Annotated in this window: 12 protein-coding genes; 4 read left to right on the top strand and 8 right to left on the bottom strand. The window is 46.0% G+C overall.

The features are described 5' to 3' along the window. Window positions 1-3 precede the first annotated feature (3 nt). The 3 genes from K6Y21_RS07415 to K6Y21_RS07405 all read right to left on the bottom strand — a co-directional run bounded on the left by K6Y21_RS07415 (window position 4) and on the right by K6Y21_RS07405 (window position 7,978). Window positions 4-5,022, bottom strand: a complete 5,019-nt coding sequence (locus K6Y21_RS07415) for a DNA repair ATPase (protein ID WP_233071155.1) — start codon at window positions 5,020-5,022, stop codon at window positions 4-6. A gap of 91 nt (window positions 5,023-5,113) precedes the next feature. Beyond that, on the bottom strand, window positions 5,114-7,354 hold the full coding sequence (locus tag K6Y21_RS07410; protein ID WP_233071154.1) for a flotillin family protein: 2,241 nt from the start codon (window positions 7,352-7,354) through the stop codon (window positions 5,114-5,116). 21 nt (window positions 7,355-7,375) lie between these two features. After that, complete coding sequence (locus K6Y21_RS07405; RefSeq protein WP_233071153.1) at window positions 7,376-7,978, bottom strand: OB-fold-containig protein; 603 nt, start codon at window positions 7,976-7,978, stop codon at window positions 7,376-7,378. A gap of 349 nt (window positions 7,979-8,327) precedes the next feature. On the opposite strand from K6Y21_RS07405, the gene K6Y21_RS07400 reads away from it, so the two are divergent. Further along, window positions 8,328-8,591, top strand: coding sequence for a hypothetical protein (locus K6Y21_RS07400; RefSeq protein ID WP_233071152.1), 264 nt, complete (start codon window positions 8,328-8,330; stop codon window positions 8,589-8,591). Window positions 8,592-9,049: 458 nt separating this feature from the next. On the opposite strand, the gene K6Y21_RS07395 is transcribed toward K6Y21_RS07400, so the two are convergent. Together K6Y21_RS07395 and K6Y21_RS07390 are read right to left on the bottom strand one after the other, a co-directional pair. After that, window positions 9,050-10,093 (bottom strand): lactonase family protein, encoded by a 1,044-nt coding sequence (locus K6Y21_RS07395; protein WP_233071151.1) that lies wholly within the window; start codon window positions 10,091-10,093, stop codon window positions 9,050-9,052. Window positions 10,094-10,119: 26 nt separating this feature from the next. After that, a complete protein-coding gene (locus K6Y21_RS07390; protein ID WP_233071150.1) occupies window positions 10,120-11,703 on the bottom strand; it encodes an ATP-binding protein in 1,584 nt (527 codons plus the stop codon). A 214-nt stretch (window positions 11,704-11,917) separates the two neighbouring features. Here K6Y21_RS07390 and K6Y21_RS07385 point away from each other — a divergent pair, with 214 nt between their 5' ends. The 3 genes from K6Y21_RS07385 (at window position 11,918) to K6Y21_RS07375 (ending at window position 14,246) form a co-directional block, all read left to right on the top strand. Then, entirely contained in the window at window positions 11,918-13,153 is a 1,236-nt protein-coding gene (locus K6Y21_RS07385) for a cystathionine gamma-synthase family protein (protein WP_233071149.1), read from the top strand. A 25-nt stretch (window positions 13,154-13,178) separates the two neighbouring features. Then, the gene (locus K6Y21_RS07380) at window positions 13,179-13,991 is read left to right on the top strand and encodes a M90 family metallopeptidase (RefSeq protein ID WP_233071148.1); all 813 of its coding nucleotides are present in this window, start codon (window positions 13,179-13,181) and stop codon (window positions 13,989-13,991) included. Window positions 13,992-14,078: 87 nt separating this feature from the next. Continuing rightward, on the top strand, window positions 14,079-14,246 hold the full coding sequence (locus K6Y21_RS07375; protein ID WP_233071147.1) for a hypothetical protein: 168 nt from the start codon (window positions 14,079-14,081) through the stop codon (window positions 14,244-14,246). A 165-nt stretch (window positions 14,247-14,411) separates the two neighbouring features. Here the strand turns inward: K6Y21_RS07375 and K6Y21_RS07370 are convergent, their stop codons facing one another. Genes K6Y21_RS07370 through K6Y21_RS07360 form a run of 3 tightly spaced genes read right to left on the bottom strand, consistent with a single transcriptional unit; the run spans window position 14,412 to window position 17,072 of the window. Next, entirely contained in the window at window positions 14,412-14,975 is a 564-nt protein-coding gene (locus K6Y21_RS07370) for a DUF6568 family protein (protein ID WP_233071146.1), read from the bottom strand. A 28-nt stretch (window positions 14,976-15,003) separates the two neighbouring features. Further along, window positions 15,004-16,407 (bottom strand): ATP-binding protein, encoded by a 1,404-nt coding sequence (locus K6Y21_RS07365; RefSeq protein WP_233071145.1) that lies wholly within the window; start codon window positions 16,405-16,407, stop codon window positions 15,004-15,006. Further along, window positions 16,398-17,072 (bottom strand): response regulator, encoded by a 675-nt coding sequence (locus K6Y21_RS07360; protein ID WP_233071144.1) that lies wholly within the window; start codon window positions 17,070-17,072, stop codon window positions 16,398-16,400. Before K6Y21_RS07360 ends, K6Y21_RS07365 begins: the two co-directional genes overlap by 10 nt. Between the last annotated feature and the right edge of the window lie 144 nt (window positions 17,073-17,216).

The following is a 17,216-nucleotide window of genomic DNA, read 5'->3' as shown; positions in this document are numbered from 1 at the left end:
GATTTATTCCTTCACATGCTTTGGCTTTTTGCTGATGCTGACCTGAGTTTTACCCGTTTCTGTGGTGGAACGTTTAAAGCGATAACGGGTTTGGCTTAAGGTATCGTTAATACTGTTCAGGTTGGCATTCATATCTAACAATTGCGACACGGCCTTGAGGGTAACATCACTGTCGCCACCCAATGTCTGATGCTTAACATAATCATCTTTGATTTGTTGCCAGCGCTGAGCTTGCTCTGGTGTCATGTTACCGCGCAGCTCGGCCAATTTGAGTAAGTTTTCCTCGGCGCTCGCGGCCAACATTTGCGCTTCACCTAGGTAATGATCTTCAATGAGTTGCATCAGCTCGTCATCATTCATGACCGAAGAGACTTTTTCGGCCATCTTGTTCATGTTGCGATAACTGCCTTGCAGCTTAAAGGGCGGCTCGGTGCGATACTTATCGGCTTGGGCCGCCGAGGCAATATAGCTTTGGTTGACGGCCAGTACCACTTGTTGAATTTGCAGTAACTTGGCCAACACGCCAGTGATTTCATTCAGCTCGGCGCCGCTGTAGCCGTGCTCTAATTCGCTGCTATCCACTTGATTGCCTTTGGCCAGCTCAACCAGCTTATAGAAATCTTGCTGTGAACGCGTCGCCAGTGGCGCCAGTACGGGGTTGGAGGTCATGCCATTTTCAAGGTAACTCAAGGCAAAGGCCTCATCCATGCCACCTAAAATATCACCTAGGTTGTATATGTCGGCGCGGTTGGCCAGCATGTCGGGGATTTGAAATGCTTCACCGGATTCGGTGTAAGGGTTACCCGCCATGATCACGCAGAACTTTTTACCGCGCAGATCATAGGTTTTTGGCTGGCCTTGCCAGATACCTTCGATGCGCCTCGTGCCATCACACAAAGAAATGAATTTTTGTAAAAATTCAGGGTTAGTGTGCTGAATATCATCGAGATACAGCATCACGTTGTTACCCATTTCTAAGCCTAGGTTGAGTTTAATTAACTCGGCTTTGGCGGTGGCGTTGGGCGCCTGCGCGGGATCGAGCGAGTCCACCACATGACCGATAGAGGGACAGTTGATTTTCATAAAAATCAAGCCCAACCGGCTGGCGATGTATTCCATCAAGGTGGTTTTACCATAGCCCGGTGGGGAGATAAGCATGAGCAAGCCCATCAAATCGGTTCGCTTACTTTCGCCCACTGTACCCATTTGTTTGGCCAAGTTATCACCTATGATGGGCAAATACGCATCATTGATTAACTTATTTCGTACAAAAGACGACAGCGGCCTAGGCTTAAACTCGCTTAAGCGCAGCTGTGTTTTTTGCTTTTGAGTGACCTGATTACGAACACTTAAGAACTCGTTGTAGCCGGGTAATACGGCTTGTTGGTGATGTTCAAGGCGCTGCAAAAAGTCATCTAAAGAAAGATCAAGCTTACGATCTTTTATCCGGCTATGCTGGCCCATTAAGCCCTCTACCTGAAACTCTAGCTCGACTTCATGGACGCGGCGGCTAAGGCGGCCTTCACCGTTAATCAAGGCCACGGCTTCTGGAATGTAGGCTTGCCATTTTGCCATGGCTTTATTACTGACTAAGGCTTGCAGCCAAGCTTGAGTTAGGGCCCAGCGCTGACCTATCTTACCTTTGAGTTTTTCTAAACTATGCTGGTAGGAATTCCAAGACTCTGTGTCCATGGCGCGTCTGAGCTCTTGCGCCAGATGGTCGGCGTATTTACTGGTGGCAAATACCACTGGCTCCTTGGCTAGCTCTTGCACTAAATAGCGGGCGCTAAGATCAATGGCGGTGTTATCCAAGGGCAGTTCATTGGCTTTGGCAAAGGCTTGCTGCGCTTGTTTAATTTCTTGCTCAAGTAAATGCTTCGCGTCACTTGAGTTAAAGATGGCTTCCATACGCAATGCCGATTTGGCCCGCTCTGGCCAAGTTTGCATCGGCGTATCTTGTTGGCAGTTAGCCCAAAAAATGGCGCTAAATCCACGGCTTAATGGCGGAAACCTGAGCACATCGGCTTGACTTAGAGCCGGTAACAGCTGACTTAAAATCAAGCTGGCATCGTGATCATGAATACCGCGTTCGTAGCCTTCTTTGTAGCGCGGCGCGGCAAAATCGCGGACCAATTGGTTTAATTGGGCTGGATCCGTTTGTGCTAATCTTAGCTGCTCTGTGCTTAAACCTGCTTCATTTCGTTCGGCGCTATCCAGTATTTGTTTAACCAAGTACTCGGCGCGATAAACCTGCTTGGTTTCTGATTCAATTTCTTGGGTCCAGTAATCTTGCAGACGATTTAGCTCGGCGTCACTGGCAACATCAAAGTAGTCGGTACCGGTTAAGTGGAACACTAGCTCATCACCTTTAGGCAGTAAGGTGAGATCCAGCTCTTGGGTGTTCACGGTAAACTTATGGCGTGGCCCCAGTTTGATAACGTTGCCGCCGTCTTCAAAGATTTCGCTTTTATCACGCAGCGAGCGAATGGCTTGGTCTTTGCTGTTTTTAAATTTGGCTTCGATGTCATCGGCTTTGACCGAATCGTCAATCTCGCGCAGCTGCGCCACTAGATCGTAAATTTTAAGGGCGAGGGCATCGGAAGCGAAAAAGGTATTGAGCTGCTCTAGTTCTGTGAACTTTTGCACCCGGCGGGCAATGCTGGCTAAGATCCGCTCGGCCGCGTCTTTTAACGTGCTAGCCTTGCGTTGGCGCGCTTCGACCATACGTTGGCGATGGCTTTCAAAGCTTTCTATGACTTCTTCACGTTTGGTCAGAATATCCGTGAGAAATTCTTCCTGCTCGCTAAATTGACTCTCTAACTCTTCAAGCTGCACCAACAGGCGCGATAGTTGTTCATCGGCTTTTTCGGGTGTATTGGCCAGACCCAAGGCATTGGTAATACTTTGGCTGAACAGCTTAAATTGCGCAGAAAACTGCGCTAGGGATTCGGCGCTGCCAAGGCTTTGCTTTTTATGTTTCGCATTGGCCTTGGTTTGGTTTAAGCGGCCATAAATCTCCGAAATGGTATCGATGATGCGGGTGCGTACCGTGGCATCATTGACCTTTAAGGTTGCCATCAGCTCGGACAGTAAATCCAGTCCGGCCGCCATTTGCTCAAGCTGCTCGGCAACGGGCTCTAGTTCGGCCACCGACACCACTTTTTCAAGCTCGGTATTTAAGCTGGCTAGCTTATCGTTATAGGGCGCTAATGAAGATTCTTTGGCCAAAAACTCCACGGTTTTTTGGCTCAGGCTAGCCTCGGCTTGCTCCAGCTTTTGCCCCATTTGCGCTAATGGCTCGGCTTCCATGTAACGCATGGTTTTGATGGTCAGCAAGTGGCCTTTTTGTTTGCGTATGGCATCAAGGCCGCCAACAAACTTTTCCGGTGTCTGCCACGAATCAGGGGTGATCTCAGATAATATCTTGCTTTGTTGCTGCTGCGCTTGTTGCAAGGCTTGGCGCGCTTGCTGGCGAATGGTTTCAACTTTTTCAAACTCATCAAGCACGAGCTCTGCCGTGGCCGCAATTTGACGCAGCAGGCTTTCGATACCATCGACTTGTTGTGCCGCCATCCAATGATAGCTATCAAACATGCGGTTGACGTTTTTAATCAACTCGCTGTAGAGCTTAGTGGAAACGGTTTGGTTGTTGATGGCTTTAACTGTGCTAAATAATTCCGAGATGCCGCGTACGAGTTCGGCGTTGCCGATTTTGCCGTAAAAGCTCTGTTTAGTTGGCTGGGCGCTGGCGTACTCGTCGGAGCAAAATGGCGTTTGCCAAATTTGCATGGGGTGTACGCGAGTCGGCTCACCTTCGGCATAAAACAGCACCACGCGGCCATCATTTAGGGCGGCGTAGCCGTGACCAAACAAGGGGTTTTCTAAGCTTTTGTTGATCAGGTTATAGGCATAAAGGCCGACTTTGCCTTCGATTGGCTCATAAAACACATACAACACGTCTTCGCCATTAGGGCTCTTGATGGTTTGGCGATATTCAAGGCCGGTAATATCATCATCAAAGGTTTTGTAATCGCCATTTTGCAGGTAATAACCGCCGGGGAAGATGATGCCGTGATTTTCAGGCAACTGGCGACAGGCGTGGCCAATATGGTCAATGCGCACCACGGTTTCAGTGTTGCGGTTAAAGACCAAGTAGCGCCACTTTTCTTCGCGATAAGGCAGTATCTTTAATAGGATCAGCGAGCCCACTTCGGCATATAAAAAGCGCGCATCATCAAGGGATTGGTTGTCGTCTTCAACGTCTTCGGCGTAGATGCCTAGGCCTGAGTCGGTATTGTTTTCTATCTTGACGGTCAGATCACCTTGGGTGGTTTCTACAAACAAGGTGTCTAAAATATTCATGTGGGGGAAACGTCCCGCCACTTCGTTTTCACGGCTACATTCTTGCCATTCAAAATCGTATTGGGCCGGCGGCACGAGGTCGCGCTCGCCGCGGTTGTCTATGTATTCTAGGGTTTTACCATCGCTACTGATGCTCCAGCGAAACACCCTGACATCCGACATTTTTAGGCCAATCTGAAAACTGGCCAGCAGCTTACCATCGCGAATGGTGAGTCTAAGTAGGCGAGCTTCTTTGTAATAGGTGTAAAGCTCGGTGAAGTCTTGGTCAAATCTGGGGTTGTCTAAAAAGCTTCCAGCGATCGGCTCATGGTGCATTTCATAGCCGGCGTCGGTGTGGTTGAGCTTATAGAGACCAAAGACGTCGGATATTTTAATTTCTTGTTTGAGACCGATAAAAACATTGTAGCCAAACAGTAAATAATCTCCCGCGCAGACGATGTCGCGGGCTTGGCAGTTGTTTTCAGTGCGCACGCGAACTCGGCCAAGTACGTGCATGTCTTCGCGGCCAAACTCTTTCAGTCTGGCTTGATTGAGTTTTTGGGTTTTTTGCTCTAGCTCGTTGCCTTGCTGGTTAAGGCGAGCGCGAATAACTTGGTAGGCGCCGCCTTCGGCAACGGCGGCAAGATCTTGTTCATTCTCTGCAACAGTGTGATCCGACATCATGCATCCTTTACTTTAGTGCTTTTTACTTTAGCGCCTTTACTTTAGTGCCGACTTGAAGGCTCAAGTCGGCAGATAAACAATGGCAACATTAAGCGTCTTTAGACTCGGAAGTTGCTTGGTTTGCATTGGCTTTTTCGTTTAATAAGCCACCTAATACATCAGATGAGTTTTGTTTTGCGGTTTGCTCTGGCGATAGCTTTGACTCTTCACCGCCAATGAATTTATTCAGCAATGCCGCAACCGAAGGTGTTTTACCAACCAGACCATTGATGGACTTACCGACGGTCAGGGCTTTACTTAACGAGTTGAAGTAATCGCCTTGGCCTCCCACGATGTCGATGTTGGCTTTTTCAAGGGCAGAAGACAGCACTTGCGCTTGCTGGACAGCAACGTCCTTATTAACGCTAATGGCTTGCATGGCTTGCTCAAAGTCTTTCTCAAGCTGCATACGGAACTCTTCGTGCTCGCGAGCTTCTTTTGACATGGTTGCCATGGCGCTGAATTTCTCAACCAGACCTTGGGCTTCGGCGTGGAATTTGGCACTGAGTACTTCCGCTTCTGCCATGCCTTGCTCTTTATCACCCTTAGCTTGGGCAGACAGTTTCAGCGCTAACACGTCCGCTTCGGCAGTACCTAGCTCGCGAGAAGCCAAGGCTTTAGCCAAGCCAATGTCTTTATCGCCTTTGGCTTGAGCGCTCAATTTCTCAGCCAATACCATGGCCTCAGTAAGACCGATATCTTTATCACCTTGAGCTTGTGCTGTGAGTTTTTCAGCCAATACTTTGGCTTCGGCAAGGCCATCTTTTTCTTTGGCGCTGGCGTTCGCTTCGAGTACGCGCGCTTTAGCCAGACCCACTTGCTCATCACCTTGGGCGCGAGCCACTAAGGTTTCTTGCTCTACCTTAGCTTTGGCTAGGCCTTCTTTCTCTAGGGCATCGGCTAGGGCTTCTTTCACGCGGGCTTCGGCCAGACCCGGTGCTGAGTTTTCAGCTTCGATACCTTCGGCCATTTTCTTCATGGCGTCGGCATTTTTCGCTGCAGCTTCGAGATCGGCTTGGGACATAGTGATGATTTTTTGCGCTTCGTGGCGCGCTTTAATTTCATCGGCTTCGGCTTGTTTAACCTGTTTAACTAGCTCTTCTTGGGCTTGTGCTTCGGCCTGTAGGATCACCACTTGGCGGTTACGATCGGCTTCAGAGACTTCACGTACTTCTTTAATGCGCTCTTCTTCTTCAGCCACGGTTTTCTCAACGGCGATACGCTCACGTACCACGTTGGCGATTTCTTTCTTCTCAACTTCGAGGGCACGCTCTTTCTCTATGGTTTGCAGCGCGACTTCACGTTCGCGTGATACCACTTCAAGATCTTTGGCACGTTGTACCCGCTCTTGCTCAACGCCAATCGCACGTTCGCGGTTTTGCTGCGACACTTCAATTTCACGAAGTTTGTTTTCTTCTTGGATGGCAATATTTTGCTCGGTTTGAATACGTGCTGATTCGGCCTTGAGGCGCTCTTCTTCTTCCACCTTAAGCTGTTCAGACTTCTCGCGCGCTTTAATGTTGGCCACTTCACGCTCTTGTTTCGCTCGTGCTTCTTTCTCTTGGCGATCAAGCACGAGTAAATGCTCAATGGTTTCAACGTTTTTCTTTTTGATGGCACGCTCTTCATCACGAATGTATTCGTTGGTTTTAACGTTCTCTTTGGAGGTGACTTCGGTGATTTTACGAATACCTTCCGAGTCCATGATGTTGTTAGGATCTAGAGCGGATTTTGGCGTTTGCTCTAAGTAATCGATCGCCACGTCTTCAAGGGCATAACCGTTTAAGTCATTACCTATGGTTTTAACAATCTCATCGCGGAAAAATGCTCGCTCTTCAAACAGTTGTAAGAACTCCATTTTTTTACCCACGGTTTTTAATGCCTCAGAGAATTTGGCATTAAATAACTCGTTCACTGCATCTTTATCGGAAGCGCGATCGGCACCGATGGATTTGGCGACTTTAAGTACGTCTTCAGCTGTTTCGTTTACACGTAAATAGAAGGCAACGGTAATGTCGGCGCGCATGTTATCTAAACAGATAAGGCCATCTTTACCTCGGCGATCTATCTCTAGCGTGATCAAGGATATACGCATTTTTTCCATCTTGTGGATCACGGGGATAACAAGGGCACCCGTGAAGCGAACCTTAGGTGTGGTTTGAGTGGTGTTAACGATCAAGGCCGTGCCCTGAGGTACCTTGATATAAAAGGCTTTAACCAATAAAGCAAAGCCCAACAAGATGCCAAAGCCGATGCCGACAATGATCAATATGGTAGTGATATCTAACATAGTTTTTCCCTAAAACGATGATTACAAATGGGCGGTGACAATATAGGAATCTTGCTCTTGCAAATATTCCACCAGTAACACTGAGTCGCCACGATTAAGTTGGTTAGGTTGATGTGCTCTTATTTTTATAATGATTCCGGCGCCGCCATCATTAAAGTTGGCTTCACCAAAACTATCGGTCACGCTGGTTGTTCTGACGATGGCCGTTTTACCGACAAGGTCTTGTTTACTGAGTACCTCTTGGTCACGAAAGATCTTGCGCAATGGTTTAACACATTGGCTAGCGATGAGATCGCCGAGTAATAAACTGACGAGCATCGCGAGCAGGCCAAAACCATAGTAGGTGATCCCTGGCGCTAACATTTGGTTAAGTTGATTTTGAATAATGAGGCTGACAACCCAAGAGAAATAAAACAGTAATGACAAAGCAATGGTGACGGGCACGCCATCGAGTTTGAGCTTGGCCATTAAACCGGAAAAATCGAGCAAGGAGTCATCAACATCGAGCATCTCAATTTCCGTCATACCAATCACAGTCACGGCCCAATAAAGAGAAATGAGCAGTACAAAAGCAGTAAAAAGGGCAGTTGGAAAGGCAAATGCAAGACTATAAAACATGCTCATTATGTAACCCTTACCTTATATCAAGAATTATTCTGCTGAAGATGATCAACTAATCAAAAATAAATGCCTGTTTATATCAGCTATACATAGTTGGCGCAATTGTGGTTTTGACTATTTGTTGTCGTTTTTTCTATCTATAACGCTACCATCACAATCTGTACAACCAGTTGTTTTATTGCTTGATTATTCCTTGCGCTAATTAACGAAAGTTAATCCTGTAAACACCGGATATTTACTAATGGGGTTATAAGATGTCGTCAACTTAACAAGGTTGCTGTTTTGTTGACCAAATCAAGTACCAACGATTGACGAGACTGTCAATGGCCGCAGCAACCCATAGAGGAGCCTTATGAAAGCTTATTCGTCTTATATGCAAGTATTACTTCAGAATCAATCACGTAGTGGTTTTCAGGCCGTGCTAAGAAGCCTTCTTTTAGTGACTTTCTTTTTCTTAGCACTGCCGCTTTTAGTTCTATTGCTGGGTATGCAGTTATTGGCGGGCATGACGCTACTATTGGTTGCTGCGGTGCGCAATGCCAAGGGACCCTTTGCAACTAAGGCCAAGGCTAAAACCGTTTGGAGTAATGGTGAGAAGGTCATTAACCCTATGTAATCATTAGCTTGTTGTGTGTTTGTTTTTTTCTAATTTGTGTTTGTTTCCAGTTTCTATTGTGCTTGTCACCAAAGTTTCTATTGTGCTTGTCACCATCCCCTTAGCCCAACCTCAGCGTTGGGCATTTTTTTGCCTGAAATATGTGGATTAAGTTATCAAGCAAGGTGCTTGTCAGTTGCAATACCCTTAGCCCAACCCCAGCGTTGGGCATTTTTTTATCTAATCCATTCACGTTAATATTATTCGCCGAGAAAGCACGCCTGCCAAAGGTGTGTATTGTCTGGTTATGTGATTATGTGATTATGTGATTATGTGATTATGTGATTATGTGATTATGTGATTATGTGATTATGTGATTATGTGATTATGTGGTTGTGGGACCGGAGCTTGCTCCGGGAATGGTTTTATTCGCCGAGCAAGGGTAACCCAAGCCCAGCTCCCACCGCCACGAATCAATTTTAATCAACAAAGCAAACACAAGCAGGGGCGTTAAGCGCCACAGAAAAATCGGTTAGGGTGAGCTGGCCTGTGGTTGCGTCGCGGCTGAGTAGGTTGATGCGGTTACTTTGTTGATTCGCTACTACTAGAAACTGTTCATCTGGACTTAAGGCAAAATGGCGTGGGAATTGACCGCCGCTAGCACAACTAGATACGTACTTAAGTTTATGTTGCAGAGGGTCAATTTCAAACCAGCTAATGGAATCGTCCCCACGGTTACTCACGTATAAAAATTGCCCAGTGCTATCTAAGGTGATTTCACCCGGGTAGCTGAGGGTGTCATTGTCGGTGGCGGCTAGGGTTTCTATTAAGGCTAGCTCGCCCGAGCCAGAGATAGTCAGCTGGCTAATAGTATTGTTTAATTCATTAGCCACGTACAGGCTAGTGCCATCAGGGTGAAATGCACAATGGCGTGGGCCACTGCCTGCAGGCATGCTAAAACTCGCTGTTTGTTGTAATTGGTTTGTCTGGTCAAAGCCATAAGTGGTTAAAGTATCACTGCCTAAATCAGCGACGACAACCCATTGACCATTTGGTGACACCTTAGCACTGTGAATATGGGCTTGGCGCTGACGCGCCTCAATGATGCTTGAGCCTGTGTGCTGAAACACTTGCTCGGCTGCGCTTAGCTGCTTATGACCCGAGAGTTGAAATAAGGCTACATTGCCACCGCTATAGTTAGAACAAATTAACCCGTGCTTTGATAAGGCTAGGTGGCATGGGTGACTGCCTTGACTTAATTGTTTGCTAACGAATTGAGGCTCTAGGGGAGCGGTTAAGTCAAACTGGCCAACCCAACCACTGGCTTGGTCTGCTCCAGAGTCAATTTCACTGACGGCATAAAGTTGTTTGTTGTCATGATCAAAGGTTAAAAAGCTCGCACTGTCTAATGCACTTAATGTTGCTTGTGGTTGGCACTGCCATTGTTGATCTTGCTTCGTTATTTTCAGTGCATGGATACTTGGCTGATGAGGCAAGTTGTAGCCGCCAACGTAAATTAACATAAGGAACGCTCTCTTTTTGGATCGGTTTAGTTCAAAGGTAATTGCACCAGAAACTGAGTGCCTTTAGCGGGCTGACTTTCTACGGAAATTTCACCGCCGTGTTGTTCGATAATGGCATGGCTGATGGACAAACCTAATCCAGTGCCTTTACCGACTTCTTTAGTGGTGAAGAAAGGATCAAATATTTTATCGAGAGCGGCTTGCGGGATCCCCGTGCCGTTGTCATAGACTTCGATATAGAGTCGACGATCTTTTTGAAAGGCTTTAATACCCACCACTTTTTCTTCGCAATTTTCTACCGCATCACGGGCATTCACCAGTAAGTTCAGCAATACCTGTTCGATTTGCACTTTATTGCACTTTATTTGCGGCAGGGCTGGCGCGATGTTTTCTCTGACTTCGATGTTTTTACTGGTAAATTGGCGCTTTAAAAACATTAAGCTGCTTTTTATTAGCTCTTCTGAACTAATGCTTTGATGTTCATCGTGAGCCGAATCACGACCAAAGCAGCGCAGTTGTTTAATGATACTTTGTGCTCGGTCGACTTGCTGCATAATATCGGTGAATGCCTTGACCACACGGTTGGTTTTACCTTGAGCAAGGTATTCGGGTCCCATTTCAGCATTCATGCTGATCACTTGTAAGGGTTGATTGAGCTCATGGGCGATCCCCGTTGCCATTTCTCCCAGTGAGGCCAGTTTTGTGGAATGGACAAGCTGCGATTGGGTGTTGGCAATCTCCTTGTTTTTCAAACGTAACTCTTCATTCTTCATTTCTAGTTCGTGTTTTTTGCGCTCAACTTGGCGGGCAAAGTAAAATGAAAATGACAGTAAGAATGAAATACATAAACCAAAAGTGAGCACCATGGCCGGTAATAAACTTTTACTTTTGGTGAGTAAAGATTGTGAAGGCCAGTTGTAGATCTCCCAATGGCGACCAAACACGGGCAGTTTTGTCTGTAGCATATTTTGATCGACACGGGTGTCTTCTGGCACTTGCTGATAGACAATTTGGCCAGACTCCATCATGGTGATGGGCGTATCAAAGTGGCCGGTTTCTAGGATCACGCTCATCAATTGATTGAAGCTAAAAATGCCGATCAGATACCCATCAAATTGGCCTTTGGGGAATAGGGGGATGATCACCACAAAGCCTTTGCCGTCTTGGGCTAGCTCTAAACTTTGCGAAATCGCGACGGTTTGGCTTTGCTTCGCTTGTGAGAGCGCGTTGTTATGGTACTGGTTTACTTCATTGAGTAGCTTGTTGACTTCACCGACCTGTTTTATTGGTGCAACCCATTGGATTTCATTGTATTTATCTACCCAGGCCAGGCTGTGGTAAGCCTGTTCGTAGGTCATGAAGTTCATGGCATCAAATAGCCATTGATCAAATGGGGTGCCATTGTTGTATTCCCAGCGCTTTGCCATGCGCTTCAACGATTGTACTTGTTCGGTCAGTTGAACCTTGATGACCTTGGCGATGTTATGGCTTTGGCTTGCCACTTCCGATTGAATAAATTGGGTTTCGTAGCATTTCAGGTAGTGCCATGAACCAATTGAGAGAGTGGCGCCAAGAAATAAAATAATCCCAGCAATAATTTGGTACTTCACCTTGTCATCCTTGATCTAGCGGCATCAATTGAGGCTCTCTGGCCCCATGCTTAGATTGATGCAGTCGTGTTGGGCAGTAATCTTAAAAAACGCAGCGATTTGATTGGGTTTATGTTTTTACCGCTGAGAATGAAGTACATTATCTACCCATATGAGAGCTTGTTGGTCAGTTTATCATTCCATTAACATGAACACACGGTCAAGGATAAAAATTATGTCAAGAAAAGGGTTTACCACACAACTGATCCACTGTGATCGATTATCTGGGCTAGAGCACGGTGCCATTCATGCACCGATTCATCCATCGGTGCCCTATGGTTATCAAGACGTCAATGACTTAGTCGATGTGTTTCAGGGTAAACAAGCGGGTCACGCTTATGCACGTCAATCCACTCCGACCATGGATGCCTTAAGCCATAAAATTTGTCAGTTAGAGCAAGGCGTGGCGACCTTAGTGTTTGGCACTGGGATGGCCGCTATCTGCGCCGCTTTTTTAACCTTATTAAAAAAAGGCGATCACCTAATTTGTAGCCGCTTTGTGTTTGGTAATACCTCGAGTGTGATGGCGACGTTACAAGGCTACGGCATTGAAGTGAGCCTTGTTGATGCCACCAATATTGACGAGGTGAGAGGGGCTAAGCAAGACAATACCAAAATGGTGTTTGTCGAAACCATCGCTAACCCAGTGACACAAATTGCTGCCCTAGCAGAAATCGGTGAGTTTTGTTTAGCTGAAAAATTGATTTATGCCGTTGATAACACCATGACCTCGGCTTATTTATTCCAACCAAAATCCGTTCATGCCAGCTTAATTATTAGCTCATTGTCGAAATACTTCGGTGGCCATGGTAATGCCTTAGGCGGCAGTGTTACCGATACGGGCCTGTTTGATTGGCGCCAATACGACAACATTTTTGCTGGTTACCGTAAAGGTGATGAGAAAATGTGGGGCATTAACCAAATTAAGAAAAAGGGTCTGCGTGATATGGGCGGCAGCTTAAGTTCAGAGGCGGCGCATATGTTGTCTGTTGGCTCAGATACCTTAGCTCTGCGAATGCAGCGCCAGTGTCACAATGCTATGAGTTTAGCCAAGTTGTTAGATGCGCATCCTAAAGTGGCTAAGGTGTACTATCCGGGCTTGGCGGATCACCCAGAGCATCAAAGGGCAAAAACCTTATTTAATGACTTTGGTGCTATTTTGAGCTTTGATTTGGTCGATGGCATTGACTGTTGTGCCTTTTTAAACCAATTGCAATGGGTGATCAGCGCGACCCATTTAGGCGATAATCGCACCTTAGCCTTACCCGTTGCGTCTACTATCTACTTTGAAATGGGTTTAGCCGCGCGCCAAGCCATGGGCATCAGCGAAAACATGATCCGTTGTTCGATAGGGATTGAAGATACGCAAGACTTGCTAGATGACTTTAGTGCCGCATTAGAACAGTGTTAAACCAGCGACAGGAACTAAGCCAATCATGAATGCCGTGTTTATCACCTTTGGTGTCATCATTTTAAGTATCTTACTGTTTTTGCCTGTCTACAAAGATAGAAAAGCACGTTTTGCACCGTTTCCCGCGCCATGGCGGGAAATCTTAGAGCGCAATATGCCGTTATATCTCGTGTTGCCCGATGAACTGAAAATGCAGTTGCACTTATTGGTCAACAGTTTTATCCACCGTAAAAACTTCTATCCTTGCCAAGATCTCGAGATGACAGATGAGATCAAGGTGACCATTGCTGGACAGGCCTGTTTGTTGCTGCTTAACCGTAAAACCAGTGAGTATGCTAAGTTAAAATCCATTTTGGTTTATCCGGCGGCATTTATTGCTGCGCATACGCAGGTTGATGAAAATGGCTTAGTCAGTGTTGAACAAATAGGCTTAGCGGGTGAATCATGGGGCAATGGCCGGATTGTCTTATCTTGGGATGACGTGAAAAAAGGCGCAAGGAATATCCATGATGGGCACAATGTGGTGCTCCATGAGTTTGCTCATCAATTGGATTCTGAAGATGGCTCGACCAATGGTGCACCCTATTTAGACTCACCAAATGCATATCAATCTTGGGCTAAAGTGATGTCCAAAGAGTTTGCACAATTGCAGCATAATCATATGCTTGGCCTAAAGAGCGTGATGGATGATTATGGTGCTAGTGAGCCTGCGGAGTTTTTTGCGGTGGTGACGGAGACATTTTTCGAAAAACCAGCGCAGCTCAAGCACAAGCATCCAGAGCTATACCAAATATTGGCGGCTTATTATCACGTACAACCCGATGAATGGCAGCATTAAGCGACCAATGTAACCACCCTTGATGTTTTTTTGTTTACACTTAGTTATATCAATAACCGAGTAACAATTCATCAAGGGAGGTGGCTCATGTCTTTATTGCACTTTTTGAAAAATGTAGGTGGGATTATCTTTGTAAGCTTGTTTTTGCTATACACTTTTATGACCCAAGCAGAAACTACCCCCGTGCAAAATGAGATGAACCACGCTCAGGCTCAAGTTAATATCGCCCCATTACACATTGAATTGAAGAAGTAATCGAGCGATACCTTGCCACTGGGTATGGTGCTGTGGATTGTCTTCACCTTGTCGCCCATTGAGGCTCAAACACGCTGTTCTTTGTGTTAACCCTAAGCTCATCCAGCGTTAAACCTTCACTCTGCGCTTTATCCTGCCTGCTCATTTGATACTTTTATCCAAGCCTTATTTCGGCTCCGTTTGCTGTATGGCTAAATCTTTTGCAATGGCAAAGGTGCGCTCTAGGGCGACATTGAGGGTCGTTTCGGAAAGTGGGGTATAGTTCCCTCTTTTATAATCAGGTATAGGTAGCCAGACTTGTTGTAAATCCATCAACACATGTACTCGGATTGCTTCAGTTGCTGGGCTGTGTTTGATGACCATTGCAGGTAAGCGAATGATTTGATAGCGCTTTAATAAAGCTTGGATTTGACTGTTGTCGTTATCTACCTTGATTTTTAACTTGACCGCAGCAGCGATTTGGGAACGAACGCTCCCTAAGGTTAAATAGTCGTTTTCAAAAGTATCACAGTCTTTACAAGGGGAGCGGGTAAAATAGATAAACAAGGGGTTGTTTTGCTGGGCAGAGAGTTGCTTGGCATAAGGCAGCTGGTCAAAGCCAATTAACCAGCCGTCTTTTGCCGATACATGGTGTTGGGGTTTTACATGAAAAAACAGCAAGTAAAGGCTGGCTATAATCGCAAGCGCAAGCAAGATAACTAAGCGAGTCACTAATTGCCGTTTATTCATACATGTTCCTTATTCGCTCAAAAGCCGATTAGGCGACAGGGAAAAAGAGTTTAAATCCCGCGCCTCCCAATTCGCTATCAAAGATCTCTATATCACCACCGTATGAATGAACGATTTCACTGGTGACCGCTAGGCCTATGCCTTGGCCTCCAGAGCTATCGGCGCGCACACCGCGTTTGAGGATCTGGTTTCTAATGGCCGTATCTATGCCTAATCCATCATCTTCGATGATCAGGCTTAGGCCTTTATTTTTTTCAAACTTTGCACTGATATGTATCTGGCTTAAGGTAAATTTACAGGCATTATCAAGTAAATTCCCCATTAGCTCCATTAAGTCGTCTTGTTGACCAAAAAATATCGCGTTATCGGGATCGGATAATTCAAATTGAATGCGCTTGTGTCGATAAACCTTGTCCAATGTATTCATTAGTTTAGTTACTTCCGGCGCAATGGCAATGGGCTTGCCAATGATGTTTTGTCGGCCCGAAACCGCGCGGCGTAATTGATAATGAACAATTTGATCCATTTGACTTATTTGATCATTGAGAGTGTGGTTAAACGCTTTGCTGGTGGTGTTTTGCTCTTCACTGACCGCCTTGAGCAAGGCTAATCGGGTTTTTAAACTATGCGCCAGATCATTCATCGAGTGTTGATAACGGGTTTTTTGTTCGCGCTCACTATGGAGTAACTGATTCAAGGCCGAAGTCAGTGATTGCAACTCTGGCTCGTAATGGCGTGATAGGGCTTCGCGTTCACCGGCCTTGATGCTGTTTAGCTCGCGCGTCAACCGAGTCAAGCTGGATAAGCTCCATTTTATGGTTAAGTAAAAAAGGGCAGTGAAGAAACAGAATAGGAAAATACTACGACGATACACCTTGCGGGTGAAGGCGGTCATGGCTTGTTCAAGGTCATCGGCATCCTTGGCAACGGCAATCACGTAGTTTTTATTCATTTCTGCGCGATGTTGCTGCAACTGCGCTAATTGAATAATCATGGGTTCTTGGTTAATTTCAAGCTCCCCATAGCGACTTTCTACCCCATTGATATTAAAGGTTAACATTTGTGAAAATTCATCACCGACTAAGCTACTTAGCAAGGGGCAAGCCTGACCATCTCTGGGGATGTGAGCGCCGGAGATAGAGCTCCAGATGATTTGCTGGCTACCCTGATCGCAAACGATAGCGACGAGGTTGGCATTGGGAATATTGAGTGTGCCGTAGGAGACTCGCTTGGGCATATTGATGGTTTCTTCCTGCATCAGCCCTTCCGAAAATAACCCTGTCATGATGTTTTGCAGCAGGTTTTGCTGTTGTTGTAATAATTGTTCCCTGTGATTGAGAATTTGATAATAGCTAAAGGTATATAAGCCTATCAGCAGTACTAACAGGCTGGTAGATAATAGCTTGAACTTTAGAGATAATTTTATTTGCATGACAGAGTAAAAATATATCCTTGGCCACGAATGGTATTAATGGGCTTAAGGTTGCCATCCTTGTCCATTTTCTTACGCAGACGGCTGACCATGACTTCTACCACGTTAGGATCCCCTTCGCTATCGCTGTAGAGTTGATCCAGTAATTGCTGTTTGGAAATCACCTGACCATGATTGCGCATTAAGTATTCCAGAATTTGATACTCAAATGCGGTCAATTCCACATCTTGTTGTTCAATTTGCAAGCTCTTTTTGGCTAAATCAAGAAGGTATGGACCGGCTTCGATTTGTGGCTTGATAAAACCCGCACTGCGTCTGACCAAGGCATTAAGGCGCGCCCATAGCTCATCTTGTTGGAAGGGTTTAACCACATAGTCGTCCGCGCCAGCTTCTAAACCAGCTACCTTTTCTTGCCAGTTGCCACGTGCCGTTAAGATTAGAATAGGAAAGCTTAATTCTTGTTGACGTAGTTTTTTGACCAGCTCTAATCCGTCCATATCCGGTAACCCTAAGTCGACAATGGCGACATCAATCGGGTATTGGTGCGCGTAATAGTCGCCCATTTCGGCGTTTTCAGCATCATAAACCTGATTGCCTATGGCTTCTAACTGGGTTTTTAAATGGTGACGAAGAATCTGGTCATCTTCCACTAACAAAATTTTCATAATTGCCTCATGTACATCTTGCGGCCCGATTGCTTGGTTGTTTGGCTTTATCATGGGGGCTAGGCTATATGAGCTTGCCTAAACCTTAGCTTAATGGGCCTCATTAAAGCGCATCTTAATGTTTTTTAATGCTGCTGTATGTTG

The sequence above is a fragment of the Motilimonas eburnea genome, from assembly GCF_021295345.1.
Taxonomy (GTDB): domain Bacteria; phylum Pseudomonadota; class Gammaproteobacteria; order Enterobacterales; family CBDFNC01; genus Motilimonas; species Motilimonas eburnea.
The sequence above is the reverse complement of the archived record's forward strand: the minus strand, read 5'-3'. Positions and strand labels throughout refer to the sequence as shown.